General features: G+C 60.1%; 20 protein-coding genes. 16 read left to right on the top strand and 4 right to left on the bottom strand.

Translation table 11 applies throughout. The annotated features are described in order from the left end of the window. Positions 1-210: 210 nt before the first annotated feature. From B9A12_RS03555 to B9A12_RS03525, 7 genes are all read left to right on the top strand, one after another. A complete protein-coding gene (locus B9A12_RS03555) occupies positions 211-1,902 on the top strand; it encodes a long-chain-fatty-acid--CoA ligase (RefSeq protein WP_084056348.1) in 1,692 nt (563 codons plus the stop codon). 141 nt (positions 1,903-2,043) lie between these two features. Further along, entirely contained in the window at positions 2,044-2,700 is a 657-nt protein-coding gene (locus B9A12_RS03550; RefSeq protein ID WP_084056346.1) for a DnaJ domain-containing protein, read from the top strand. A 127-nt stretch (positions 2,701-2,827) separates the two neighbouring features. Then, a complete protein-coding gene (locus B9A12_RS03545; RefSeq protein WP_170920316.1) occupies positions 2,828-3,532 on the top strand; it encodes a DUF434 domain-containing protein in 705 nt (234 codons plus the stop codon). A 100-nt stretch (positions 3,533-3,632) separates the two neighbouring features. After that, positions 3,633-4,973, top strand: a complete 1,341-nt coding sequence (locus B9A12_RS03540) for a DUF1015 domain-containing protein (protein ID WP_084056342.1) — start codon at positions 3,633-3,635, stop codon at positions 4,971-4,973. A 6-nt stretch (positions 4,974-4,979) separates the two neighbouring features. Beyond that, a complete protein-coding gene (locus tag B9A12_RS03535) occupies positions 4,980-5,780 on the top strand; it encodes a tRNA1(Val) (adenine(37)-N6)-methyltransferase (protein WP_084056340.1) in 801 nt (266 codons plus the stop codon). Beyond that, entirely contained in the window at positions 5,764-6,555 is a 792-nt protein-coding gene (locus B9A12_RS03530; RefSeq protein WP_084056338.1) for an SDR family oxidoreductase, read from the top strand. The genes B9A12_RS03535 and B9A12_RS03530 overlap by 17 nt, the downstream gene beginning before the upstream one ends. 139 nt (positions 6,556-6,694) lie before the next feature. Continuing rightward, positions 6,695-7,690, top strand: a complete 996-nt coding sequence (locus tag B9A12_RS03525) for a beta-ketoacyl-ACP synthase III (RefSeq protein WP_084056336.1) — start codon at positions 6,695-6,697, stop codon at positions 7,688-7,690. Positions 7,691-7,847: 157 nt separating this feature from the next. Here the strand turns inward: B9A12_RS03525 and B9A12_RS03520 are convergent, their stop codons facing one another. From B9A12_RS03520 to B9A12_RS17245, 3 genes are all read right to left on the bottom strand, one after another. Next, entirely contained in the window at positions 7,848-8,747 is a 900-nt protein-coding gene (locus B9A12_RS03520; protein ID WP_245802334.1) for a thiamine pyrophosphate-dependent enzyme, read from the bottom strand. Between the two features lie 84 nt (positions 8,748-8,831). After that, entirely contained in the window at positions 8,832-10,040 is a 1,209-nt protein-coding gene (locus B9A12_RS03515; RefSeq protein WP_084056334.1) for a transketolase C-terminal domain-containing protein, read from the bottom strand. A gap of 262 nt (positions 10,041-10,302) precedes the next feature. Further along, positions 10,303-10,572, bottom strand: a complete 270-nt coding sequence (locus B9A12_RS17245) for a PxxKW family cysteine-rich protein (protein WP_342752480.1) — start codon at positions 10,570-10,572, stop codon at positions 10,303-10,305. A 307-nt stretch (positions 10,573-10,879) separates the two neighbouring features. Between B9A12_RS17245 and pilB the strand changes: the two genes are divergently transcribed. The 7 genes from pilB to lspA all read left to right on the top strand — a co-directional run bounded on the left by pilB (position 10,880) and on the right by lspA (position 21,651). Then, positions 10,880-12,622, top strand: coding sequence for a type IV-A pilus assembly ATPase PilB (gene pilB / locus B9A12_RS03505; protein WP_084056332.1), 1,743 nt, complete (start codon positions 10,880-10,882; stop codon positions 12,620-12,622). Between the two features lie 10 nt (positions 12,623-12,632). Continuing rightward, on the top strand, positions 12,633-13,850 hold the full coding sequence (locus B9A12_RS03500) for a type II secretion system F family protein (protein ID WP_084056330.1): 1,218 nt from the start codon (positions 12,633-12,635) through the stop codon (positions 13,848-13,850). A gap of 155 nt (positions 13,851-14,005) precedes the next feature. After that, positions 14,006-15,724, top strand: coding sequence for an ATP-binding protein (locus tag B9A12_RS03495; RefSeq protein ID WP_170920314.1), 1,719 nt, complete (start codon positions 14,006-14,008; stop codon positions 15,722-15,724). Between the two features lie 122 nt (positions 15,725-15,846). After that, entirely contained in the window at positions 15,847-16,137 is a 291-nt protein-coding gene (gene groES, locus B9A12_RS03490) for a co-chaperone GroES (protein ID WP_084056326.1), read from the top strand. A 43-nt stretch (positions 16,138-16,180) separates the two neighbouring features. Beyond that, a complete protein-coding gene (gene groL, locus B9A12_RS03485; protein ID WP_084056324.1) occupies positions 16,181-17,833 on the top strand; it encodes a chaperonin GroEL in 1,653 nt (550 codons plus the stop codon). A 302-nt stretch (positions 17,834-18,135) separates the two neighbouring features. Next, complete coding sequence (gene ileS / locus B9A12_RS03480; RefSeq protein WP_084056322.1) at positions 18,136-20,919, top strand: isoleucine--tRNA ligase; 2,784 nt, start codon at positions 18,136-18,138, stop codon at positions 20,917-20,919. Positions 20,920-21,177: 258 nt separating this feature from the next. After that, positions 21,178-21,651 (top strand): signal peptidase II, encoded by a 474-nt coding sequence (gene lspA, locus B9A12_RS03475; protein ID WP_084056320.1) that lies wholly within the window; start codon positions 21,178-21,180, stop codon positions 21,649-21,651. 39 nt (positions 21,652-21,690) lie between these two features. Here the strand turns inward: lspA and B9A12_RS03470 are convergent, their stop codons facing one another. Then, a complete protein-coding gene (locus B9A12_RS03470) occupies positions 21,691-21,900 on the bottom strand; it encodes a hypothetical protein (RefSeq protein WP_084056318.1) in 210 nt (69 codons plus the stop codon). Positions 21,901-22,846: 946 nt separating this feature from the next. On the opposite strand from B9A12_RS03470, the gene B9A12_RS17755 reads away from it, so the two are divergent. Both B9A12_RS17755 and B9A12_RS03460 read left to right on the top strand, forming a co-directional pair. Further along, positions 22,847-23,302: a pilin gene (locus B9A12_RS17755; RefSeq protein WP_281247895.1), complete on the top strand. Its 456-nt coding sequence runs from the start codon at positions 22,847-22,849 to the stop codon at positions 23,300-23,302. Positions 23,303-23,578: 276 nt separating this feature from the next. Beyond that, entirely contained in the window at positions 23,579-25,843 is a 2,265-nt protein-coding gene (locus B9A12_RS03460) for a tetratricopeptide repeat protein (RefSeq protein ID WP_170920313.1), read from the top strand. Positions 25,844-26,229 lie beyond the last annotated feature (386 nt).

Raw genomic sequence — 26,229 nt, 5'->3', positions numbered from 1 at the left:
GAAGCCCCAGCGATTCATCAAGCTCCTTTCCGTCCCCTTCCCGTTCCCGCTCCATTCGCCCGTGTCGCTCCCGCATCCATCGCTGCTTGCATCCCTTGGTCGTCACGGCACGCCGTGATCGGCTTTTTCTTGTAGAGAGGGGTTGATCTCCACATAGTGAGTCGAAGGTGCATGAACCTGCGACTCTGGCCTATCGCAAAGGAGGGAAGGATGGATCGCCTGTGGTACCGCCATTACAACCCGAAAGTGCCCCACCAATTGGACTACCCGGATAAGCCGCTTCCGGTGCTATTGGAACAGACCGTCGCCAAGTATCCCCGCAATGTGGCCACCTACTTTATGGGAGCGACTCTGACCTATAAGGCGCTGTGGGATCAGATCCAGCGCATGGCCACCGCCCTCCGAGATTTGGGGGTACAGAAGGGGGATCGGGTCGGCATCATGCTTCCCAACTGCCCGCAGACCATCGTGGCCTATTACGCCACGTTGCAGGTTGGGGCCGTGGCGGTGATGACCAACCCCATGTACGTGGAGCGGGAGATGGAGCACCAGTGGAACGATGCCGGGGTCCAAGTGGTTTTCACCCTGGATCATCTCTATCCCAAGGTGGATCGGGCCGCGGCGGCCACCCGGGTGCAAAAGATCGTCGCGACGAGCCTGCGGGAATGCCTGCCCTTCCCGCTCAAATGGCTCTATCCCTTGAAGGCCCGCAAGGACAAGCTCTTTACGGCGGTGCCCTACGACGACCGTCGGGTCTTCTCTTTCACCCGGCTCCTGCGCCAAAGTGCTCCTTCCACAACACCTTGTCCGGCCACACTGGAAGATCTCGCCCTCCTGCAATACACCGGGGGAACCACGGGTGTGTCCAAGGGCGTGATGCTCTCCCACGCCAACATCCTGGCCAATGTGATCCAGATTTGCGGCTGGAACCCGGAGTTGCAGTGGGGCAAGGAAAAGGTGGTGGGGATTCTGCCGTTCTTCCATGTGTTCGGAATGACTGTGGCCATGAATCAGCCCCTCTACACCGGGGCCACCATCATCTTGCTGCCACGTTTCGAAATCGACTCCTTGCTGAAAACCCTCCATAAGACCAAGCCCACCCTGTTTCCCGGGGTGCCCACCATCTACGTGGCCATCGTCAACCATCCCAAGATCAAGGAATTCGATCTGTCTTCCATCCGATTCTGCATCACCGGGTCGGCTCCCATGCCGCTGGAGATTCTCAAAAAATTTGAAGAAATCACGGGCGGGTTGATCATCGAAGGCTACGGTCTTTCGGAGGCGAGCCCGGTGACCCATGTGAACCCCATCGGCGCGTTGCGCAAGCCGGGCTCCATCGGCGTGCCGGTTCCCGATACGGATTGTCGCATCATCAGCTTGGAGGATGGGGTGAGCCAGGTGCCCGTGGGCGAGGTGGGAGAATTGGCCGTCAAAGGCCCGCAGGTCATGAAGGGCTACTGGAACATGCCCGAGGAAACGGCTCAGACCCTTCGGGACGGCTGGCTCTATACGGGCGACATCGCCAAGATGGACGAGGACGGTTTCGTCTATATCGTGGACCGCAAGAAGGACATGATCATCGCCGGCGGATACAACATTTATCCGCGGGAAGTCGATGAGGTGCTCTATGCGCATCCCAAGGTTCTGGATGCGGTCACCGTGGGGGTTCCCGATCCGTACCGGGGCGAGACGGTCAAGGCGTTTGTGGTGCCCAAGCCGGGCGAGACGGTGACTCCGGAGGAGATCATCGCCTTCTGCAAATCCAAACTGGCCGCCTATAAGGTTCCCAAGGCGGTGGAGATCCGCGAGTCCCTTCCCAAGACCATGGTGGGAAAGATTCTGAGAAAGGAATTGCGCGAGGAGGAGATCCGAAAGTACGAACAGTCCAAGGCCTCGTCCTGACGCGGGTGGGGGCTTGGCCCCTTTGGCGCAGCCTCTCCATTGAGCTAAAATATAAGCGTTGTTCCCAGAACCACCCCTTTTCTCCGGTGAGGGAAGGGGTGGCTTTTTGAGGCGCCGGACGACGGAACAGAGGTGGCACGGATGGAACACAAGGACTATTACCGCATCCTCGGGCTCCCTCCAAGCGCCTCCGGAGACGACATACGACGGGCCTATCGACGGCTTGCCCGCCGACACCATCCGGACCGAAACGAGGGGAGCCCGGAATCCGAAGAGAGGCTCAAGGAAATCAATGAAGCCTACCGGGTGCTGGGAGACCCGGATCGGAAGAAGGATTACGACCGGAGTGCCGGTCGAAGCGTTCCCGTCCGAGTGGGAAGGAAGGCGGGCGCTTCAGACCCGGTGGATTCCGGAAAGAGGGTGACCAGGTCCCGGAGCCACCCTTTGGACCCCTTCTTGGCCGTGTTTGCACGGTCTTTTGCCCGTGGGGGCGGGGGAGGGCCTTTCGGAAGCGCCTTTCCGGTGGAGACCGACCGGGGAAAACGCTCGGCGGGCCGAAAGGGCCCGTCCGTGGTGGTGAAGGTCCCTCTCACGGAAAAGGAACGACGGGAAGGGGGCGAAAGGGAAATCCGCTACCGAGCCGGTGGGCGCTGGGAGCGGCTGGTGGTGCGGATTCCGCCGGGCCTTTCGGACGGGGAAACGGTGAGGATGGCCGGTCGGGGGGAGGTCTCTCCGTGGGGCGGTCCGCCCGGGGACCTGGTCCTGGTCATCTGCCGTGGGGAATCCGCCGCCGGCTAGGGATGCCGGGCCGGTGCGCATCCTTTCCCTTGGTCCCGTGCAAGAGTTTCCGGCGCGCTGCAGCCGGCATCCGGCCGCGGGGAGCGGCAGAAGGCGTAACGGGATGGGAAGGAACGGGGAGACGCCCGTGAACGACGAGACCGGGGTGATCCACGAGGCGGCCGAAGATCTTTTCCTGCTTTTGAACAAGGGCTATCCCCGGTCGTCGGCCATCACCTGGGTGGGCAATCGATACAACCTGCCCCGCGAAGGCCGCGAACTTCTCCGGCGTGGCATCTTTTCCCAGACGGCGGCGCTGCGACGTCGAGCCAAGAAGGTCCGAGGGGCCGCCTGGCGATCCCGCCTGCTGGTGGTGGACGGGCACAACGTGCACATCACCGTGGAAAGCGCCTTACTGAGGCGCCCTCTTGTGGTGGGAAACGACGGAGCCCTGCGGGACATCGCCGCCCTGTCCGCCCGCTTTCGCCCCGGTCCCACGACGCAAAGGGTGGTGGATCTGGTGTGTGGGACTCTGGAAAGATTCCTTTCGGCGCAGGTGCGTTTCTACTTCGATGCGCCCATGAGCCGCAGCGGGGAGCTGGCCGGGATGTACGAACGATGCCTGAAGGAGCTGGGGGTGCCGGGGTGGGCCCGGGCGGTGGCCGTGCCGGAACAGCACTTTCCGGCCCGGGGTTGCGTGATCGCCTCCAGCGACCGCGCGGTCGTGGACGGCTGTGAGTCTTGGTTGGATCTGGCACGGTGGGTGATCGACTACCATCGCCTGGCGCATCCCGCCTTCGACTTTTCCTACCTGATCCATGCCCGGCCTGCTCCTTTCTTGCCTCGCCCCTAGAGCTATGATAGGGAGTGGGCCTACCGAAGAAGGCCGTACCATTCGGTGACAAGAAAACGGGTTTTCCCATCTCGAACGCACGTCAAAGGATCTTGCCTCCATGGCCGATATCGCTCCGTTTCGCGCATTGCGTTATAACACCCGCCTCGTGCCCGATCTGGGACAGGTGATCATTCCGCCCTACGATGTGATCGATCGGGAAGAGCAGAAGCGCTTTCATGAACAGCACCCTTTCAATATGATCCGACTGGATCTGGGGGAGGCCCTTCCCGGCGACAACGAACGTGAAAACGCCCATTCCCGGGCGGCCGCCTATTTGAGGGATTGGCGGGAACGCGGAGTGCTGATCCGGGATTCCGAGCCCTGCCTCTATCCCTACGAACTGGACTACCAGGTGGGGGGGGAGAAGAGAACCCGAAAGGGCTTTTTCGCCCTCTTGAGGCTGGAGGAGCTCGGTGGTGGTTGTGTGCGCCCCCACGAAAAGACCTTCCAGGACGTGAAAGACGAACGCCTTGGACTCATGAAGGTGTGCAGCGCCCAGCTCAGTTCCATCTTTGTCCTGTACGGGGACCCGGAAGGGCGGTTGGACGAGATCGTGGGTTCCGAGGCGCACCGGGATTTCTGTGCTTCCTTTTCGGACCGGCAGGGCATGACCCATCGGCTTTTCAGAATGACGGACCTGGATCGGGTGCGGAAGGTCAAGGATTTCCTGAGGGACAAGGAGATCTTCATCGCCGACGGCCACCATCGCTACGAAACCGCCCTGGCCTATCGGGACTGGATGCGGGCTCGGCATCCGAACGCTTCCTCCCAGGCCCCTTTCAACTATGTGATGGTTTACCTCTCTTCCATGGACGATCCGGGCCTGACCATCCTGCCCACCCACCGGTTGCTGCTCCGCGTGGACCCGGCTTGCGGGGACCGGTTGCTGGAGTCGGTGGAACCCTATTTTCAGGTCCGCAGCTACGAGCTCACGGATGCGGGGATCGGCCGGTGGCGCCAGGCGCTGGCGGAAGCGGCGGCGCGCAAGGAGCCGGCCGTGGGGCTGGCTGTGCAGGGACACGCCAAGTGTTATCTCCTTCAAGGGGTCCCCGGGGCGCTGCGGGATTTCCTGGCACGGAAAGGTTTTCCGCAAGTGCTCCAGGACCTGGACGTGATGGTGGTGGATCACCTGCTGCTGCGCGGGCACCTGGCCTTGGGGGAAGACGTCCTCCACGATCCTCGAAACATCCGCTTCAGCCACGACGCGCAAGCGGCGCTGGACGAGGTGCGAAACGGCCGGGTGGCTTTGGCCTTTATCCTCAACCCCACCCGCATGGAACAGGTCCGGGCTGTGGCGAGCAGCGGATGCACCATGCCCCACAAAGCGACCTACTTTTATCCCAAGGTGGGAAGCGGTTTGCTGATCCATCCCATCGATCCCGGTGAGGTCGTGGAGTAGGCCGTCATGGGGCCCGACAGGGAAAGCACCACCCGGGACAGCCTGTTCAACGGGCGATTGACGCTGTGTCAGCCCCGGGATGGATACCGTTTTTCCATCGATGCGGTCCTCTTGGCCGGACTCACGTCCATCCAGCCCCATGAACACGTTGTGGAGCTGGGAACGGGCTGTGGTGTGGTCTTGCTCGTTGTGGCGGTTCAGGGCAAGGGAAGGACCTGGGAAGGGGTCGAGGTGCAACCGGAGCTGGCCGAGCTGGCAAGGGCCAACGCGGAGCTCAACGGCTTGAGCGGGCGGGTGGTCATCCACACCATGGATGTGCGGAAGGTGCCGGACCGGCTGCCGGAAGGAACGGCGGATGTGGTGCTTTCCAATCCGCCTTACCGGCGGGCGCACTCCGGGCGCATCAATCCCAATCGGCAGAAGGCGGTGGCCCGCCATGAACTGATGGGAAGCTTGGACGATTTCTTCCGCGGCGCGTTCCATCTCCTGCGCGAGGGGGGGCGATTTGCCCTCATCTACCCCGCTGCGCGTCTGGACGATCTCATGGTGGCCGCCGTTGGGCAGGGTTTCCGCCCCAAAAGGCTCACCCTGATCCATTCCCGTCCGGGCGAGTCGGCGCGCCTTGTGTACATGGAATGCCGAAAGGGGAGTGGACCGGAGGTGCTTGTGACGGCTCCCTTCCATATCTACGAGGCGGCGGGTGGATACACGGAGCAGATGGCGCGTCTGTACCAATGGCCCGCCGACGGGGCATCCAATTCCAACTCAAAGGACAACAAGGAGTGCATCTATGGATTTGGGACTTAGGGGTAAGGTGGCGTTTGTGGCTGGGGCCAGTCAGGGTCTGGGCAAGGCCGTTGCCATGGAGCTGTGCCGGGAAGGCGCCCGGGTGGCCATCTGCGGCCTGGACGATCCGGAACTGCCCAAGGCGGTGGAAGAGATTCGTGAGGCCACGGGAGCCGAGATCATCGGGGTTCCGGCGGACGTGACCCAGGCCGAAGAGGCCAAGGGCTTCATTCGCAAGGGTCTGGAACACTTCGGCACGGTGGACATCCTGGTGAACAACGCCGGCGGGCCGCCATCGCGAACCTTTCTGGAGGTGGACGACGAGATGTGGTTCCAGGGCATCCGTTTGAACCTCATGAGCACCATCCGGATGACCCGTGAAGCGGTCCCTGTCATGATGGAAAAGAAGTGGGGCCGCATCATCAACATGACTTCCATTTCCGTCAAGCAGCCCATTGACGGCCTCATCTTGTCCAACACGGTGCGATCCGGCGTGGTGGGGCTGGCCAAGACGCTTTCCAACGAATTGGCTCCCTACAACATCACGGTGAACAACGTGTGTCCCGGCTACACCCTGACGGAACGGGTGCGAAGCCTGGCCGCCGTCACGGCCGAAAAGGAGGGAACCACCCCCGAGGAAGTCATCGCCCGATGGCAGTCGACCATTCCCATGGGGCGCTTGGGAACCCCCGAGGAATTCGCCGCCCTGGTGACCTTCCTGGCGTCCGAAAGGGCGGGCTATATCACGGGGGCCAGCATTCAGATCGACGGAGGATGGTACAAGGGCGTCATGTGAAAGACGTGGTGCGGCTTGAGGTGCTGCCGCTCGAACGCTGCTCCCCCGATGGCCCCGGTTTTCGGAGGAAGGACCTGGGCCATCATCCTTTGGTGTCGCGGCGCCCCGCCACGGCACTTTGCGTGAAAGGACGATGGAGATGAAACCACGACGAGCCAGGATCCGTTCCGTGGGGCGTTTTCTTCCGGAACGGAGGCTGACCAATGAGGATTTGGAAAAGATGGTGGACACCACCGACGAATGGATCCGAACCCGGACGGGGATCCGGGAACGCAGGGTCCTGGAACCGGGTCGGGGCTGCTCCTACATGGCCATCCGGGCCGCTCAGGAATGCCTGGACCGGGCGGGTGTCGCAGCCTCGGAGGTGGACGCCATCATTGTGGGAACGGTCACGCCGGACATGTTCTTCCCGTCCACCGCATGTCTGGTGCAACAGGGCCTCGGGGCGGAAAAGGCCTGGGGATTCGACCTGTCCGCCGGCTGCTCCGGCTTTGTCTTTTCGCTCACCACCGGGGCCCAGATGATCGAATCCGGCCGTTACGACAAGGTCCTGGTGATTGGTGCGGATGTCATGAGCACCATCATCGACTACACGGATCGAAACACCTGTGTGCTGTTCGGTGACGCCGCGGGGGCCGTCCTTCTGGAGCCTTGCCAGGAAGAAGATTACGGCGTTCTGGACTTCATCCAGCGTGTGGATGGAAGCGGGGAGCCGTACCTGCACATGAAGGCGGGGGGGAGTCGGAAGCCCGCCAGCCTTGAAACGGTGGAGGCGCGGGAGCACTACGTGTACCAGGAGGGAAAACGCGTCTTCAAGTTCGCCGTGACGGGAATGGCCGATGTTTCCGTCAGGATCCTGGAAAAGAACGGCCTGGAGGGAAAGGACGTGACGCTGTTCATCCCCCACCAGGCGAACCTTCGCATCATCGAGGCGTGCGCCCAGCGCATGGGACTGGCCATGGACCGGGTGGTGGTCAATATCGATCGGTACGCCAACACCACAGCCGCCACCATCCCCCTGTGTCTCTATGAGGCGGTGGTGGAAAAAGACGCGCTGAAAAAGGGCGACTATCTGGTCATGTCGGCCTTCGGCGCGGGCTTTACCTGGGGAAGTGTCCTGGTGCGCTGGATCTGATCGATCGGGACTGGATCCCTGGAGAGCGCGGAAGACGTGGGGGCGGAAGCCCTTCCGCCCCTATCGTCTTCTTAATACCGCCTTCCGAGGGCTTCTGGCCAATGGTTCCCTGATCGTCCCCTCGGGGCTTGGCACCCTGTGTGCGCGGGCGCCAAGCTCAGATGCCCGCCCGCTCCAGCAGCCGTTCCCAGCGTTGATCGACCCACTGCTGGAAGGCTTCCACCTGTTCCGGCGTCATCTTCTTGAACCGGGCCTGCCCCGCCACGTATTCACTCACCGGCCGCTTCCGCCCCGTCTTGGCCATGTTCAGACTCTTTCCCGTGAGCCGAAACCGGCCGTCTTCCACCTCGTAGAGGACCACCACGGCCGTTTCCACCGCCAGACGTCCCATCTTCACCGTTTGACGCGTGGGAAATCCCCATCCAGCCGGGCAGGGAACCGCCAGATGGATGAAACGGGTGCCTCGAATCTCCTTGGCCTTCACAAACTTGTTGTACAGATCGGCCGGGTAGGAAGAACAGGTGGTGGCCAGATAGGCCGGGTGGTGCGCTTCCATGATCTGGATGAAGTCCTTTTTGGGCTGCTCCTTGGGGCGCACCGGCGTGGTGGTGGTGACGGCTCCGGCCGGGGTGGCGCTGGAACGCTGAACCCCGGTGTTCATATAGGCTTCGTTGTCGTAACAGACATAGATGAAGTGGGTCTGGCGCTCCGCGGCGCCGCTCAGGGCCTGGATGCCCATGTCGAAGGTGCCGCCGTCCCCGGCCATGGCCAGCACCGTGTAGTCTTCTCGGCCGGTGACCTTGAGGCCCGCCACGAGCCCGGAAGCGGAAGCGGCCGTACTGGCGAAGGTATTGTTGACCGAATTGACCGCCACCGGCGTCTTGGGGTACATGCCGTGCAAAATGGTCAGGCAGCAGGCCGGCAGGGTGACCACGGTCTTGGGGCCCAGGGCCTTCAGGATGTGGCGGTAAGCGATGGGCAAGCCGCAGCCGGCGCATGTGCGCGTTCCTGGTAGGATGTATTCTTTTTCGGGGAGATCCATGATTGCCGTTGCCATGCGTCCATCCTTTATGTGGGTGAGAGCGCGGCGTCCTGGACGTCCGCCGCCGGCGTTGTTCTTTGGATGTGGGGCCTGGATGTGTCAAACCTCGTTGGACAACCAAATGGGACGGTCCGGAACCTCATCCGGGCCGGAAAAGGCCAGGGCCCTTCGGGCCGCTTCGCACACATCGGCGGGTTTCACGTCCTTGCCCCCCAGTCCCAGGATGAAGTTGGCCGCCAGAGGCTGGGCGCCGTTGAGGCCATACAAGGCCGCTTTCACTTCCGACGCCAACGCTCCTTCATAACCGTAACTCACCGCCTTTTCCACCACGGCCATGGTTTCCTTGCCGGCCAGGGCCTCCCTCAGGGCCTTCTTGGGGAAAGGTCGAAACACCCGAATGCCGATGACTCCCGCCGCCACCCCTTCTTCGCGCAGGATGTCCACGGCCTCCGTGGCTTCGCTGGACAGTGAACCCATGGTGACGAAGATCAGCCGGGCGTCTTCCGTGCGGTAGCGGTAGAGGGGATCTTCGTAGCTTCTTCCGAAGTGCTCCTTGAAAAGCCGACCTTCTTCCAGGATCACCTGGAGGCTGGATTCCAGGGCCTCCTGAAGCCGCTGGCGAAAGCCCATGTAGCCGGGATGGGGCCGGCCGTCGGGACCCGGCAGCGGGTCCGTGAGGACCACCGGGTTGATGTTCACAGGATTCTCCGGATCCAAATGATAAGGAGCTTGCAGGGGAGGAAGATAGGCGTCCACCTGGTCCTGGTCCGGGATCTCCACGGGCATCATGGTGTGGGACAGTCGAAATCCGTCGAAACAGACCATGACGGGCACCAGAACCCGCTCAGCCACCTTGTAGGCTAGCAGGATCTGGTCCAGAACTTCCTGGTTGTCCATGCAATAGAGCTGGATCCAGCCCGTGTCCCGCTGGCTCATGGTGTCCTGCATGTCGTTCAGGATGGTCCACGGAGCTCCCAAGCCCCGGTTGCTCACCGGCATCACAATGGGAACCCGTGCTCCCGCCGCCCAATGGAGCTGTTCATGCATATAGGCCAGGCCGTTGGATGCCGTGGCCGTGAAAGCGCGGGCCCCCACCAGGGACGCCGAGATGCACACCCCCATGGCGCTGTGTTCGCTTTCCACCCGCACAAATTCAGCGTCCAGCTCGCCCCGTTCCACGTATTCCGAAAGAACTTCGGGAATCTTGGACTGGGGGGTGATGGGATAGGCGGCCACCACCTGGACCCGACACAGCTTGGCGGCCAAAGCCGCCGCCTCATTGCCTGTCAAGATTTTGTTCCGTCCCACGCCGTCCTTCCCTTTGTGTGTCACGTAAAACTGTGTTTGAAAAAGACAAACCCTTTCCCAAAACGGTTCTACTCACATATCGACGCCGGCCCGGGAAGTCAATGGGATTGCGTGGAAGCGGTCGGCGTTGGGAAAGGATGGAGGAGGGAGCGGGCTTGCAGTGGAGAGGAAAGTGTGGAAACAAAAAAAAGTGAGAGCTCTTCTCATGGGGGTCCAATGAGGGAGGCTCTCACCCTGTCGTGCTCGGCATGAACCGGACCGGCTACTTGCGCTTCGTGGCTCGCTTGGATGCCTTGAGCGGGTTGATCTTCGCCTGAGCGGTCGAGACCGGGGCCTTCACATGCGTGGCAAAGTTGCAATGCCCCGTCTTCCACTTGATGCTTGGATTGGGATAGCTCGAGCAGAATCGGCCTGCGGGGAATTCCACGATCCGTGCGCACCCTTCACACTGCTCTACGACCTGGTGACACTGTCCCCCATTGTACCCACATCCGGACTTCGTCATGAAGGCGCAGTCGGCACCCGCCTTCATCGTTTGGCAAACCATGATGACCACCTCCCATTTCTTTCTAGGTTCTCCAGTGAAAATCGCGGTAATACTACTCACGAAACGGGCGATGTCAAGCGCTTTGAAAGGGGAAAAGATCCGCCGTCGGAAGTCGGTCAAAATCCCTCTGAGCGCTCATGGAATGGGGGACGGGGCCGTTGGCCCCGGGCGGACGGCTGAAAAAAATCGGGCGGAAGGTTAAAGTTTTTTGTGGATGTGGCGATTTTCTTAAAGGGACCTGGTGTCGTCCCTGGGGGAAATCCTACGGATGCGCACTGGAAACGGGGCGTCTATGTCGACCATAAAGGATTCGGCGAAGAGCCGGGCTACATCTTTGCGAAATAAGATCGGCCAGTTACTGGTGAATGCGGGCCTTATCAGCTCGGAGGATCTGGAAGAAGCACTGCGGGAACAGGCCCGCAGCGGCGAAAGGCTGGGGGCCGTCCTCATCCGAAAAGGGCTGATCGATGAAAAAATCCTGGCGGAATTCCTGGCCAAGCAGTTTCGGGTTCCGGTGGTCAACCCCGCCGCCAAAGAAATACCCAAAAAGGTCCTGGAGCTGCTCCCCCTCCAGGTGATCCAGAAGTACCAGGTGGTTCCCCTGGCACTGGTGGGCAACACCTTGCACCTGGCCACGCCCGATCCGGGCAACCTCTTCGTTATCGATGACGTGCGCTTCATCACCCAAAAGAACGTCCGGGTGCATGTGGCTCCGGAAGGATTGATCCAGCAGACCCTTGAGCATCTCAACGCCGGCTCCCAGGAAAGCCTGGAAGAAGTCATGGGCATGATCCAGGAGGAAACGGGGGACGTGGACCTGGTCGAGTCGTCCGACGAAATCGACCTGGCCAACCTGGAAAATGCCGCCGGCGAGGCCCCCGTGGTGAAGCTGGTCAACCTGATCCTGCTGGATGCCATCCGCAAGAAGGCCAGTGACATCCACGTGGAGTGTTATGAAAAAAAGATGCGGGTGCGGTACCGTATCGATGGGGTGCTCTACGAGGTGATGAACCCCCCGTTCCAGCTGCGAAACGCCATCATTTCCCGGCTCAAGATCATGAGCCGTCTGGACATTGCCGAAAGGCGCCTTCCCCAGGACGGACGCATCAAGCTGAGAGCCAAGGGCGGGGAGATGGAGTTTCGGGTTTCCGTTCTGCCCACCCTTTTCGGTGAGAAGGTGGTGCTGCGTCTTCTGGACAAATCGAATCTGCAGCTGGACATGACCAAACTGGGCTTCGAGCCCAAGCAGCTGGACGCCTTCCGGGAGGCCATCTACCGGCCTTACGGCATGGTACTGGTCACCGGCCCGACGGGAAGCGGCAAGACCACCACGCTCTACAGCGCCCTGTCCGAACTGAACCAGGTCAGCCACAATATCTCCACGGCGGAGGATCCCGTGGAGTTCAGTCTGCCGGGCATCAACCAGGTGCAGGTCCATGAATCCATCGGCCTCAATTTTGCCGCGGCGCTCCGGTCCTTCCTGCGTCAGGACCCGGATATCATCATGGTGGGCGAGATCCGTGACTTTGAAACGGCGGAGGTGGCCATCAAGGCGGCCCTCACGGGCCATCTGGTGTTGAGTACCCTGCACACCAACGACGCCCCCAGCACGGTGAACCGGCTGCTCAACATGGGGGTGGAGCCCTTTCTGGTGGCTTCGGCCGTGAACCTGATCTTGGCCCAGCGCCTGGCTCGAAAGGTATGTCCGGAATGCAAGGTGGAGGAAGAGGTTCGGCCGGAAGCCCTGTTGGATCTGGGGGTGCCCGAACAGGAGGTGGGCACCTTCAAGTGTTACCGGGGCCGGGGCTGCATGGCCTGCAGCAATACGGGCTACCGGGGCCGTATCGCCCTTTACGAGGTGATGCCCATGACGGACCCCATCCGGGATCTGGTGCTGGTGGGTGCCTCCGCTTCAGAGATCAAGGAAGAGGCCATTCGGCAGGGCATGCTGACCCTGCGCATGAGCGGCATCAACAAACTCAAGGAAGGCATCACCTCCGTGGAGGAGGTCATCCGCTCAACCGTTAAGGACTAGGGAGAAGCTCATGCCCGAATTCATCTGGAAAGGCGTCAACCGAAAAGGCCTGAAGGTGAAGGGAGAATTGGATGCGGACAACATCACCATCGCCCGCCAGATCCTGGAACGCCAAGGGGTCACCATCAAGTCCCTCAAGCCCCGGCCCAAGGATCTGCTGGAATACATCCCGGCGCTCCAGGAGAAGGTGAAAGAAAAGGACCTGGTCCTCTTCACCCGGCAGTTTTCCACCATGATCGATGCGGGCCTTCCCATCATCCAATGCCTGGAGATCCTGCGGGACCAGACGGAAAACAGGGCCTTTCGAAGGGTGTTGAAACAGATCAAGAAGGATGTGGAGGAGGGGGCCACCTTTTCCGAGTCGCTGCGAAAGCACCCCAAGGTCTTCGATCAGTTGTTCGTCAACCTGGTGGCGGCCGGGGAAGCGGGCGGCATCCTGGACGTGACCCTGACGCGCCTGGCTGCCTATTTGGAAAAGGTGGCCGCCCTGAAAAAGAAGGTCAAAGGGGCCATGACCTATCCGGCCATCGTGGTCTCCATCGCCGTGATTGTCATCGCCGTGATCCTCATCTACGTCATTCCCGTCTTCGCCGGTCTTTTCCGGGACGCCGGCGCGGCGCTTCCGGCCATGACCCAGGCGGTCATCAGCTTGAGCGACTTCACCAAGAACTACTTCCATTGGATGATCCTGGGCGGGATCTTATTGGCCTTTCTCTTTTCCAGGTTTCGAAAGACCAAGGCAGGTCGGAACATCACGGATCGGATGGCGTTGCGCCTTCCCGTCTTCGGCCTGCTGATCAAGAAGGTGGCTCTGGCCCGCGTCACCCGCACCTTGGGCACCATGCTGGGAAGCGGCGTGCCCATCCTGGAAAGCATGGATCTGGTGGCGGCCACGGCGGGTAATTCCGTCATCGAGCGGGCCATTCGGGATGCCCAACAGGCGGTGTCGGAAGGAAAGACCCTGGCCGAACCGTTGCAAGATTCGGGGATCTTCCCGCCCATGGTGATCCACATGGTCTCGGTGGGGGAAGCCACGGGGGCCTTGGACGCCATGCTGGGCAAGGTGGCGGATTTCTACGACGAGGAAGTGGACGCCACCGTGGAGGCGCTCACCTCCCTTCTGGAACCCATGCTCATCGTCTTTTTGGGCGTGACCATCGGCGGGTTGCTGGTGGCCATGTACATGCCCATCTTCCAGTTGGCGGACGTGGTGTCCCGCGGATCCTGATCGAAGCCGCCGGCGAGGGCCGCCAAGACCGATGGGATGGGGACGCTGCCGGCAGACGGCGGTCGCCCTTCCGTTTCCTTCCCTGGCCGATGGGTAAGTCCGAGGGCACCCGGGCGGCCCGTGGAGCGGATCTCGGATTACGGATCACGGAATCGATGCCAAAGTCCCTTGCCCCAGCCGACGATTCTTCTAAGGAACCTGGACCGAGCGACTTTCTGCGGCGGATCCAGGCACACCTGGTCTTCCGCCTGCTGGCGGCCGTGTTCATCCTGGTGGTGACGCTCCTTTTCCAGTTCCGGCTGCGGGGGAACCTGCTGGCGCCGCCCCTCACTCCCCTTTATCTCTTTTCGGCCATCCTTTTTCTGGTCACCCTGGTGGGGGCCGGGATGCTTCGGTTCATCCAGGTGACGCCGACCTTCGCCGCCGCCCAGTTTGTCATCGATATCCTGGCCGTGACCATCCTGATCTTCCTTTCCGGAGGCGTGGAAAGCCCCTTTGGATTCCTCTATATCCCCGTCATCATCACCGCCGCGCTCTTTTTCTATCAACGAGGGGCCTTCTGGGCCGCGGCCGCATCGTCTGTGGCCTACGGTGCTATGTTGGATCTCCAGTATTTCGGCTGGATCCGGCCGCTGCAGTTCCTCCCCGGCATGCACTTTTCCAGGGGAAACGAAAACTATTTTTACATCCTCAGTCTCACCCTGGCCGCCTTCTTTCTGGTGGCCTTCCTGAGCGGTCATTTGGCGGCCCAGTTGCGCCGATCCCTCCAGGAGGCCCGCGAAAGAAAGAAGAAATTGGAATGGATGGAAGATTCCTACCGGACCATAGTGGAACGCATGGGAGCCGGGCTGCTCATCCTGGACGGTTCGGGTATCGTCCGTTTTGCCAACCGCACCAGTCATCTGCTCCTGGGGGCGCCGCCGGGCGCTCTGGTTGGACGGTCCCTGGAGTCCGTGGATCGTCGGTTGTACGAAATGGTCCGGGAAGTGGAAGAGGCCGGAAAAGAGGGGGCCGCGTCGGATCTGGAAACGCTCTATCCCAGGGAAGTGACGGTGGGTGCATCCGGAACCATCCAGCGGTCCCTCCTCGTTTGCCTCACCCAGCTTGGCGAAGGATCGGAAGCGGACGGCGGCGAGCGCATTGTGCTCCTTCTGGACCAGACGCGCCTCAAGGCCATGGAAGAACACGTGCGGCGCCTGGAACAGCTGGCGTTCGCCGGCAAGATGGCCGGTGAGATCGTTCATGAAATCAAGAATCCCCTGGCCGTGGTGAGCGGCGTGGCGGAGATGCTGGAAATGGGAGGGGCCGCCGACGCATCCACCCGGAGGCTGAATGAGATGCTGCGCCGGGAGATCGATCGCATCAACAATCTGGTGACCCGCTACCTCTGGCTGGCCCGGGAAGCTCGGGACGGGGAAGGCGCGCAGCCGGTTTCTGTTCGGGACGCCGTGGAACAGGTGGTGGAAGCTCTGCGGGATTCCAAACATCTGAGCTCGTCCCATGAGATCCAGCTGGATGTGGATCCCAAAACCCGGGTGCAGATGCCGCCCCGGCACCTGCACCAGATCCTGTGGCACCTTCTGGCCAACGCCGCCGAGGCCCAGCCCGGCGGCGGGGTGATCCGAGTGGAGGCCCGAAGGGAGAGCGGCGCCCACCACCCAAGGATCCAGTTGCGGATCTCCGATACGGGGCCCGGGATCGATCCGGCCCATGGGCCGCGAATCTTCGAGCCGCACTTCACCACCAAGGACGGCCACATGGGCCTGGGCCTGAGCATCGTCTATCGGCTGGTGGAGGAAGCGGGAGGCCACATCCGGCTGGCATCGGATCCGGTCTTTTCCACCACTTTTGTCCTGATTTTGCCCACCGCTTGATTTTTCCCCCTTGCCAAGAAAGAGGCGCGTGATTATATAGCACTCGTCTTGAGTGAGTGCTAATAGGGCTGCGCGTCGCCTCTTCTCGCGCACAATGTCAATCGAAGAAAGGAGCAGAATCGATGAAACTCAAACCCCTCAATGATCGTGTTGTGGTCAAGCGTCTGGAAGAAGAAGAACGAACGGCCGGTGGGATCATCATCCCCGACACGGCCAAGGAAAAGCCCATCCAGGGCCAGGTCATCGCCGTGGGAAGCGGCAAGCTCATGGAAGACGGCACCCGCCGCCCGCTGGACCTGAAGGAAGGCGATCGAGTGCTCTTCAGCAAGTACGCCGGAACGGATGTGAAGGTGGAAGGCGAAGAGCTTCTCATCATGCGCGAAGACGACATCCTGGCCATCATCGAAAAATAGTTCTGGTGAGCCAATCATCCGACCCTGAAGGAGGTTGTAGCAGATGGCAAAGCAGCTCGTTTATGACGTGAAGGCACGCGAAGCCCTGTTGAAGGGCGTCAACACCCTGGCCGATGCGGTCAAGGTGACCCTGGGTCCCAAGGGCCGCAACGTGGTCATCGAGAAGGCCTTCGGTGGGCCCACCGTGACCAAGGACGGGGTGACCGTGGCCAAGGAAATCGAGGTGGAAGAAAAGTTTGAAAACATGGGCGCCCAGATGGTCAAAGAAGTGGCCAGCAAGACCAGCGACGTGGCCGGTGACGGCACCACCACGGCCACCATCCTGGCCCAGTCCATCTACTTCGAAGGCTCCAAGCTGGTCACCGCCGGCGCCAACCCCATGGCCCTGAAGCGCGGCATCGAGAAGGCCGTGCAGGTGGTGGTGGATGAGCTCAAGAAGATCAGCAAGCCCACCAAGGACCAGAAGGAAATCGCCCAGGTGGGTACCATCTCCGCCAACAACGACGCCACCATCGGCAACATCATCGCCGAGGCCATGAACAAGGTGGGCAAGGAAGGCGTCATCACGGTGGAGGAAGCCAAGGGCATGGAAACCACCCTGGAGGTGGTGGAAGGCATGCAGTTCGACCGCGGCTACATCTCGCCGTATTTCGTCACCGATCCGGAAAAGATGGAAGTGGTCCTCGATGAGCCCCTGATCCTGGTCCACGAAAAGAAGATCAGCAACATGAAGGACCTGCTGCCCATCCTGGAACAGATCGCCAAGATGAACCGGCCCCTGCTGATCATTGCCGAGGACGTGGAAGGCGAAGCCCTGGCCACCCTGGTGGTGAACAAGCTGCGCGGCACCCTGCAGGTGTGTGCCGTCAAGGCCCCCGGCTTCGGTGATCGCCGCAAGGCCATGCTGGAAGACATCGCCATCCTCACCGGCGGTCAGGTCATCAGCGAAGAAAAGGGCATCAAGCTGGAAAGCGTGACCCTCAACGACCTGGGCAGCGCCAAGACCGTGCGCGTGGACAAGGACAACACCACCATCGTGGACGGTGCCGGCGACCGCCAGGCCCTGGAAGGCCGTGTGCGTCAGATCCGCACCCAGATCGAAGAGACCACCAGTGACTACGACCGCGAGAAGCTCCAGGAACGGCTGGCCAAGCTGGTGGGCGGTGTGGCCGTCATCAGCGTGGGTGCTGCCACCGAAACGGAGATGAAGGAAAAGAAGGCCCGCGTGGAAGACGCCCTGAACGCGACCCGGGCCGCCGTGGAAGAAGGCATCGTTCCGGGCGGCGGGGTGGCCTACCTGCGCTGCCTGAAGGCGCTGGAGGAACTGAAGCTGGAAGGCGAAGAGCAGCACGGTGTGAACATCATCCGTCGTGCCCTGGAAGAACCGGCCCGCCAGATCGCCAACAACGCCGGCGAAGAGGGCTCCGTCATCGTCCAGAAGGTGAAGGGCGGCGAAGGTGCCTTCGGCTACAACGCGCAGACGGGCGAATTCGGCGACCTGTTCGAAGCCGGTGTCATCGATCCCACCAAGGTGACCCGTTCCGCGCTCCAGAACGCCTCGAGCGTGGCCTCGCTCATGCTGACCACCGAATGCATGGTGGCGGAACTGCCCAAGGAAGAAAAGGCCGAAATGCCGGGTGCCGGCATGGGCGGCGGCATGGGCGGCGGCATGGGTGGTATGGGCGGCATGTACTAATAGGACGCCGCCGGCGCGGGGTTTTTCCGTTGCGAAACGCCGCGCCCCTGGTTGCCTCTGTTCCGCAAGGCCTCCCTTCGGGGAGGCCTTTTTCTATGCGCCATGCGTACTTCGAGAATCAATTCGAGAACCGAAGACCAGACAGAATGTGCTCAGGGTGCTCAGTGAAGTGGACGGCATGGACTGGAACCTTGACTTGCCCCGCCTCTGTGCTACAAGCATAGGTTCTTCAGTCTGAGTTGCGGCAAAGCCCAAGAGGGCTTCAATCCATGGCGACTTCAGGAGGGACCGAGGGACACACGATGAACTACAAGGACACGCTCAATCTTCCCAAGACGCAGTTTCCCATGAAGGCCAATTTGTCCCAGCGAGAACCGCAGATCCTGGCCAAATGGGAGCAGATGGACCTTTACAACGCGCTTCGCCGTCAATCGTCGGGTCGAACGCCCTACATCCTCCACGACGGCCCTCCCTACGCCAACGGCCACATTCACCTGGGAACGGCCCTCAATAAGATCCTCAAGGACATGATCGTCAAGAGCCGCCAGATGAGCGGGTTCGATGCCGTCTATGTGCCGGGCTGGGACTGCCACGGGCTTCCCATCGAACACCAGGTGGACAAAGAGCTGGGGCCTAAGAAAAAGACCATGACCCAGGTGGAGATCCGCCGCCGGTGCCGCAAGTATGCGGAAAAGTTTATTGATATTCAGCGAGATGAATTCAAGCGGCTGGGGGTCCTGGGCGAATGGGACAACCCTTATCTGACCATGACCTACGACTACGAGGCCACCATCGCCCGGGAGCTGGGGCGCTTCTTCGAGCGGGGAAGCGTGGTGCGCAGCAAGAAGCCCGTCTACTGGTGCTGCAGCTGCCGCACGGCCCTGGCCGAAGCCGAGGTGGAATACCACGATCATGTGTCGCCGTCCATCTATGTGAAGTTTCCCGTGACCGAGGAGGCGCTGGCGGCCTTTCCCGAGCTGGCGGGAAAGGAGGTCTCCGTTCTCATCTGGACCACCACACCCTGGACGCTTCCCGCCAACCTGGCCATCACGGTGCATCCGGACTTCCAATACGTGGCGGTGGAAACGGGATCTCAGGTGTGGATCCTGGCCGAGGGGCTTCTGGAAAGTTGCATGGCGACCTTCGGAATCGAGGACTACCGCGTTCTTCGGCGTTTCCAGGGACCGGAGCTGCAGGGGCTCAAGTGCCGCCATCCCTTCGTGGACCGGGAATCCGTGCTGGTTCTGGGAACCCATGTGACCCTGGAGGCGGGCACCGGATGCGTGCATACCGCTCCAGGCCACGGTCGCGAAGACTACGACATGGCCTTGGAACACGGCCTGGACGTCTATTCTCCCGTGGATGACGACGGCCGTTTCACAAAAGAGGTGCCCTTCTTCGCCGGCCAATTCGTCTTCGATGCCAACCAGGCCGTCAACGCCAAGCTCCGGGAACTGGACAAGCTCGTCCTGGAAGCGGAGATTTCCCACAGCTATCCCCACTGCTGGCGCTGCAAGCAGCCGGTGATCTTCCGGGCCACCGAGCAGTGGTTCATCTCCATGGAAAGAAACGATCTGCGAAAAAAGGCGCTGCAGGCCATCGACCAGGTGCAATGGGTGCCGTCCTGGGGCCGGGAGCGCATCTACCAGATGATCCAAAATCGACCCGACTGGTGCATCTCCAGGCAGCGTTCCTGGGGGGTTCCCATCACCGCCTTCACCTGTCGATCGTGCGGCCAGGTGTTGGCCTCTCGGGAGGTGTTCGACCGGGTGGCGGAGCTTTTCGAAAAGGAAGGGGCCGACTGCTGGTTCGAGCGATCGGTGGAGGATCTGCTGCCCGACGGGGCGGTCTGTCCCGGATGCGGCAGTCGGGATTTTGAAAAGGAAATGGACATCCTGGATGTGTGGTTCGATTCGGGGGTGTCCCACGCGGCGGTTTTGGAGCGCCGATCCTATCTGCGTTCCCCGGCGGATCTCTATCTGGAGGGAAGCGACCAGCACCGGGGATGGTTCCATTCCTCCCTTTTGGCGTCGGTGGGAACACGGGATCGGGCCCCCTACAAGGCCGTGCTTACCCATGGGTTCGTGGTGGACGGCCAGGGCTACAAGATGTCCAAGTCCCTTGGGAACGTGATCGTCCCCGGCGAAATCATCAAAAAATACGGCGCCGAGATCCTCCGACTGTGGGTGTCGGCGGAAGACTACCGGGACGATATCCGCATCTCCCAGGATATTCTGAAGCGACTGAGTGAGGCCTACCGCAGGATCCGCAACACGTGGCGCTTCATCCTGGGAAACCTCTACGATTTCGATCCGCAACGGGACGCTGTGCCGGCAGAACAGATGCCGGAACTGGATCGTTACGCCCTGCACGCTTTGCAAAAGGTGGTGGAGAGGGTGCGGCGCGCCTACGACCGGTTCGAGTTCCACCGGGTTTACCACACGGTTCATAACTACTGTGCGGTGGATCTCAGCGCCTTCTACCTGGATATCCTGAAAGACCGCCTGTACACCTCTCCTGCGGCCAGCCGGCAACGGCGGGCGGCCCAGACGGTGCTCTACCGGATCCTCACCACCCTGCTGCGGCTCATGGCCCCCATCCTTTCCTTCACGGCCGAAGAGGCGTGGTGGCACCTTCCGGGACAGCATGGAGAATCGGTTCACATGGAAGGGTTTCCGCAGATGGAGGAGGCCCTGCTGGACCCGGCCCTGGAAGAGCGCTGGGAACGGATCCGAAGGCTTCGCGCCGACGTGAGCCGGGCTCTGGAAGCGGCCCGCCAGGCGAAGATCATCGGCCATCCCTTGGATGCCCGCGTGCGGCTGTCGCTGCCGGCGCGCTGGGCGGACGCCTTTTCCGGCGATGCGGACCTTCTGCGCACGGTCTTCATCGTATCCGATGTGCGGATCGAAGCTGGCGACGGCTGGCAAGGAGCCGTGGAAGGGCAGGAAGTGGAAGGTCTGCGGGTCCTGGTGGAACCGGCACCGGGTGGCAAATGCCAACGCTGCTGGGTCAAGTCGGAAACGGTGGGAAGCTTCCAAGACCACCCGGAGATATGCGACCGGTGCCACAGCGCCCTGGAGGCCTGAGCGGCTGTGCCAAAACGTCCAGGTGGCCCCTCTTTTTGTGTGGCTGGAAGGTGACGACCAAGTGTGTCCGCGTTACCGGCCTTGGCTTGCCCCTGTGGGGGCGGGTTCTAAACCCGCCCCCACGGGCTCGGTTGTGGGCGGAGACGCCGCGTTCCCTTCACCCTGCCTTCACGGGATATGAGGCCTGAAATGGCGCCTTCAAAGGACGCACCACTAAACACCGAGGGTGGCTCGCGCGCCGAAGCTTCCCGTCCCCCCATGAACTATGGGCTGCTGGCTGGGGTGGCCTCCGCCGTCCTGGCCCTGGATCTTTTCACCAAGGAACTGGTCTTGCGCTTCCTTCCCCTCTACAGCCAAAGGGAGATCCTTCCCGGTTTTTTCAACCTGGTGCACGTGAGAAACACGGGGGTGGCTTTCAGCTTCTTTGCGGGAGGCGACAGCGCCTGGCGCCCGAAGCTGCTGGCCGGAGTGGCCGTGGCGGCTTTGGCGGTGATCTTCTTTCTCTATCGTCAGTGCCGAACGGAGGAACGACTCAAACGGCTGGCCTTGAGCCTCATTGCGGGGGGCGCCTTGGGGAACCTGGTGGACCGGGTGCGTTTCGGGGAGGTGGTCGATTTTCTGGACTTCTACTTGGGGCCCTACCATTGGCCCGCGTTCAACGTGGCCGACATGGCCGTCAGTGTGGGGGCCGGGCTGCTTCTCTGTGCCATGATCCGCCGGTCGCCTTCCTGACGGCCCCTGCAGAAAACCCCACACCCCCTTCCAGGGTCCTCACTTTTTCTTTCCCGCCTCTTCCTTGGTGAGATGGATGGTGACAAATTTTGGCACCCACTGGCGTTCCTTGCGGTCCCACTGGTACTGTCGAAGGACCAGGGCATCCTTGTAGATGCGCTCCACCACGGCGTCGGATGTGAGCGGCGTGCCCTCCTTGACGATGTAGCCCTTGCCGGCGGCATCTTCAATGAGAGCCCGGGACCCCATGGCGCCCCAGACGTGGCCTTGAGGCCCCGTTCCACCTCGCCCAGGTTCATCTTCTGGAGGGGGGTGAGGGGGGCGCCGGACCCGCCCAGCGGGGAGGGGGGCGTCTGGGATTCGGGAAGGATCTCGGGAACTGTCGTTTCGGGGCTGATGAAGGGAACGAAGGGGTCCACGAGACCCTTGGGGCGGTAGCGAAAATCGTCCGTGAGGAGCGCCTGGAGCATCTGCTTTCGAAGGGTCAGGGCCTGCCGGGGGCTGATCTCCGCCTCCTCCGAAAAGAGGGACGCCTGGGATGTCAGGGCCGGGGTTTGGGTCTCGTGGGGCGATGCCTGGGACGGCGAAGCGGCTGCCTGGGCGGCGGCAACCGGAAAAAGGAGAACCGCCAGCAAGGCGGCAACGAACCAGGCCGTTGGCACCGGTCCCCTTGGGATGCCGGAGGCCCGCAGCGAAAAGGGCGCCCCTGTTCCATGGACTCGGCCGGTAGCTCTTTTCATCTTGCCATCCTCTTGGTTGGATTCCACTTCCTTGACATCCCCTCACGGCTTGGTTTTACTCTACAGAAAAAGTTCCCGCGATCAAGAAAAAGTGCGCCCCATGGGCCCCTCTTCTCCTATCGGCCGCCACACGGGAAAACTTGAGAACCGACACGTTTTGTCCATTTTCTGACATTTTTTGTCACCTTAAGGGGGCCCATGGCCATAGTCTCCCGCTGCTGTGTTATCTAAATGGCTGAAATGATATGAATAAAAAATCCTTCCATCTGGCATATGGATTGCTTAAAGTTTTGGGGCGTCAGGTCCGAAGGATAAAGGGAGAGCGGATGGTTCCCACAATGGCCGACGAAAGGGGGGATGGAAGGGATTCGGCGGGGAACGCTTCCCATTCGGGCAGCAGGGTTCCGCGGGGGAACCCGGTAACGGCTTCACGTTTCAAGGAAGGAGGCAAATCCATGTTGATCAAAATGAAGGAAAGTAAAGGTTTCACCCTGGTGGAACTGATGATCGTGGTGGCCATCATCGGCATCCTGGCCGCCGTGGCGGTACCGTTCTATCAGCGCTATGTGGCCAAGTCGCGGCTGACCAGTCTGGTGTTCCCTGGACTCCATTCGATCGAGACCAACATTTCCACCTATTTTAGCGCCAAGGGAACGTGGCCAACTTTGAGTGTTGTAAACGATCTTGACTCTTTTGATCAGGATGCGGATACGACGTGTTTCGATTATAGCGGTCTGGACGCCCCATCCTCCAATTCTTTCAAATTTGGAATCACGATTGACTCTTCTGATGCGAAATGTAATGGCCTGAAGAGATTGGACGGAATGTCTCTAACTCTAAAGGCTCAAGATACCGACGGAAAGCTGAGTTGGACCTTCGAAGGTCAGCTGGCGGATGAATTGGGCCTCTAGTTCCGCTTTGCTGAATGCTAACTCTGCGGCGCGATAACATTATCGACAGCCTTGCGTCAAATACTTTCTGGGGTACTGAGGTTTATGGCCTCGCCCCAGAAAGTAATTATTTCTTAAAGGGTCGCCCTCATGTACCCAAAAAACTCTTATATGCTAAGGATAGCTATCATTTTTGTTATTGGTAGTGCCTTGGTTGTATCCGCGTATATAAATACATTCAAATCTCCGCCCGTCCTGGATGATTACCATACCTTCGTGAGGGAGCCCTCAACTCACGTGACCTCGTTCGACTTGGAACACATCGAACGCCTTGCCAGATCAAAATTTGGACTCTTCCGTTTTATTCCCATGCTAACGTTCGGGTTCGACTTCTTTTGGGGGAAAGGCTCACTGGCGGCATTTCACATCACCAATATGGTGATACATATATTCTGCTGGATTGCTTGCTTTTTTCTGGTTTTTCAACTGGACAGTCTCGTTCGGAGTAAGCAACCTGTCAAGGCTTCCGATTTCCTCATGTTTTCCGCAGCGGTCGCTTCCGTTTGGGCCTTGCATCCCGCCCAGACAAGTGCGGTTACCTATCTGGTTCAACGAATGGCCTCGCTGCAGACATTGTTTTACATCCTGGCTGTGGCTTTCTTTGTTGGGGGTAGAGCGGCCTTTGAGAGGGGCAAAAGGGTTAAGCCGCTGGCGCTATGGGTGGCTTGCTTCATGTGCTCCGTTGGAGCTTTTTTTTCTAAAGAAAACTCTGCCATGCTACCATTTATGCTCCTGGCTGTGGAGATTTGGTTCTTTCAGCCGGATCTTCCAGGACGATTGTTGCGAAAGTGGCTGTCCAGTCTCCGTTCCATACGTGCCATCTTTTGCTACACGATTCTGCTGAGCGCATTGGTATGGATATTTCTTTCCGTGATCAACCACTTTGCCCAAGGATACAGCGGTCGTCACTTCACCATGGGGCAGCGACTTCTCACTGAAAGCCGCATTGTAATGCACTACATCTTCGCTATCCTCGTTCCGAACCCCAATTTTCTTTCTCTTGAGCACGATGTGAAACTGTCCACTTCGCTTCTGTCTCCACCAACAACCCTGTTCAGCCTCATTGCCTTGAGTGGTCTGATCTATTTCGCTCTGGTCTACCGCAGGCGATATCCTCTCATCACTTTCGGCATTCTTTGGTTTCTTCTCAATTTGACCATCGAATCAACCATCGTGCCCTTGGAACTGATTTTCGATCACAGAATGTACCTGCCTTCCGTCGGCTTAATTTTGGCTGTACTGGAAGGAGTGCGTTTGGTAGGCAATCGGTTTTGCGTTTCCTTGCCTCGAGACCAACGGCAAAAGTTGGCATGGTCGAGCCTGGCTATTGTCTGTTCTTTATTGTCGTTGCTCACTTTTTATAGAAATGAAGACTGGAAAGATATTGTCAGCATAAACAAGGATGCCGTTCAGAAGGCACCTAACAATCCACGAGCTCATTCAAATTATTCATTGGCGCTCAAGCGTGCTGGACGGTATCAAGAGGCTTTGGATGAAGCTTATAAAGCAATTGAATTAGGTCAAGATGGTTTCGAAGAACATGTGGTGGCTACCACGAGTATTGTAAGTGTCTATATGGAGCAGGAGAGCTGGGGCCGAGCCATAGCGGAAGGCGAAAGGCTTCTTGAAGAAAAACCATCAAGGTTCGATGCCACATCTCTTCCGATTCTTTACCTAAAGTTAGCGGAATGTCACCGGATGGTGGGAAATTTACCGCAATGCTACCACTATATAGTGAAGGCCACACATATTCTTCAGCAGTTCCCTTCTCGCCTGTCCACAGACAAGAGATGGGTTTATGTGGTCATGAATTCCCTGCTTTCGGATGCCGAGAAAGAGAATGTGGATCTTGATGGGGATGGCTCGCCGGACCCGGGAATGCTGTCAAGAGGAGAGTGGATCGCCCGCAAGCTCTACGAATTGGGTGATTACGAAGCAGCCCTTAGGTATGCACAGATGCTTCCGGGCAGTCCTGTGGCAGAGGACGTGATCCAAAACATTTCGCTGTTTCGTGAAAGAACGCAAGAGCAATCGGAGGAGTGGAGTTTCGCCAAGAAATACCTGCTGCGTCCATGGAATGTGTCTTCGATTTCCCTGGCTACGGCGTATGCAATACGTAAATACAAGGTGCTGAGACCACTCAGAGCAGTGGGTGAGAAACTATTGGACCGGGACGGACTGGTCGATGACGAAAATCCCGATACACATTTGCTCCGGGGGTGGTTTGCTTTTGAGGAGGGTCGGTACGAAGCAGCTGTGGCGGAGGCCAAAAAGTCCTTGGAACTGACACCCCAATACGCCAAAGCCTGGATCGCCCTGGGGTTTTTTGAGCAGGCGGCGGGCAGAGCACAGGAGGCGCTCACGGCGTTTCGCCAGACCCTGGAGCTCTATCCGGGATATCCCAAACGCCGGGTGCTGAAGGAGCTCATGGCAAAACTCGAGTCCGAGATTCCCGCTGGGCCGACCGGAAACAGCTCCACCCAGCACGCCTCTTTGATGTGAGGTGCCTTTGGGGGAGGAGGGGTGTCTTCGAAGGTGGGGCCCAGGCTGGTGGCCAGTGGGATCGGGTTCCTCTCGGGCGTGAGGTGGGTGCCCATTGTTTGAGTGTTTTCATTGGGCGCCGATCGGATGGAATGGATTACGGCCGGGTGGGAATGCTGGCGCTCGATGCCGTTTCGCGCGAAGGGCGGATCCATGGAAATCCCATGGGCTGGTTGGAATACGGGACGCCAACAAGCTCCGGGGGGTATGGGGAGAGGTCGCCCGTAACGGATACATGAAAACAGGATTCGGGGGATCGCTAACGGGTTTTGGCTCGATGCGTGCGGAAATGGTCGGGCCGGGCTGACAGGACCGGCAGGGGAACCGCGAAACCTTGTTTTTTCATC

This window comes from Desulfacinum hydrothermale DSM 13146 (genome assembly GCF_900176285.1).
GTDB classification, from domain to species: Bacteria; Desulfobacterota; Syntrophobacteria; order Syntrophobacterales; family DSM-9756; genus Desulfacinum; species Desulfacinum hydrothermale.
The sequence above is the reverse complement of the archived record's forward strand: the minus strand, read 5'-3'. Positions and strand labels throughout refer to the sequence as shown.

Excerpts from the sequence above, each read along its gene's own strand:
- B9A12_RS03555 (WP_084056348.1), top strand. The coding sequence starts at position 211 with ATGGATCGCCTGTGGTACCGCCATTACAACCCGAAAGTGCCCCACCAA.
- B9A12_RS03550 (WP_084056346.1), top strand. The coding sequence starts at position 2,044 with ATGGAACACAAGGACTATTACCGCATCCTCGGGCTCCCTCCAAGCGCC.
- B9A12_RS03540 (WP_084056342.1), top strand. The coding sequence starts at position 3,633 with ATGGCCGATATCGCTCCGTTTCGCGCATTGCGTTATAACACCCGCCTC.
- B9A12_RS03535 (WP_084056340.1), top strand. The coding sequence starts at position 4,980 with ATGGGGCCCGACAGGGAAAGCACCACCCGGGACAGCCTGTTCAACGGG.
- B9A12_RS03530 (WP_084056338.1), top strand. The coding sequence starts at position 5,764 with ATGGATTTGGGACTTAGGGGTAAGGTGGCGTTTGTGGCTGGGGCCAGT.
- B9A12_RS03525 (WP_084056336.1), top strand. The coding sequence starts at position 6,695 with ATGAAACCACGACGAGCCAGGATCCGTTCCGTGGGGCGTTTTCTTCCG.
- B9A12_RS03520 (WP_245802334.1), bottom strand. The coding sequence starts at position 8,747 with ATGGCAACGGCAATCATGGATCTCCCCGAAAAAGAATACATCCTACCA.
- B9A12_RS17245 (WP_342752480.1), bottom strand. The coding sequence starts at position 10,572 with ATGAAGGCGGGTGCCGACTGCGCCTTCATGACGAAGTCCGGATGTGGG.
- pilB (WP_084056332.1), top strand. The coding sequence starts at position 10,880 with ATGTCGACCATAAAGGATTCGGCGAAGAGCCGGGCTACATCTTTGCGA.
- B9A12_RS03500 (WP_084056330.1), top strand. The coding sequence starts at position 12,633 with ATGCCCGAATTCATCTGGAAAGGCGTCAACCGAAAAGGCCTGAAGGTG.
- B9A12_RS03495 (WP_170920314.1), top strand. The coding sequence starts at position 14,006 with ATGCCAAAGTCCCTTGCCCCAGCCGACGATTCTTCTAAGGAACCTGGA.
- groES (WP_084056326.1), top strand. The coding sequence starts at position 15,847 with ATGAAACTCAAACCCCTCAATGATCGTGTTGTGGTCAAGCGTCTGGAA.
- groL (WP_084056324.1), top strand. The coding sequence starts at position 16,181 with ATGGCAAAGCAGCTCGTTTATGACGTGAAGGCACGCGAAGCCCTGTTG.
- ileS (WP_084056322.1), top strand. The coding sequence starts at position 18,136 with ATGAACTACAAGGACACGCTCAATCTTCCCAAGACGCAGTTTCCCATG.
- lspA (WP_084056320.1), top strand. The coding sequence starts at position 21,178 with ATGAACTATGGGCTGCTGGCTGGGGTGGCCTCCGCCGTCCTGGCCCTG.
- B9A12_RS03470 (WP_084056318.1), bottom strand. The coding sequence starts at position 21,900 with ATGGGGTCCCGGGCTCTCATTGAAGATGCCGCCGGCAAGGGCTACATC.
- B9A12_RS17755 (WP_281247895.1), top strand. The coding sequence starts at position 22,847 with ATGTTGATCAAAATGAAGGAAAGTAAAGGTTTCACCCTGGTGGAACTG.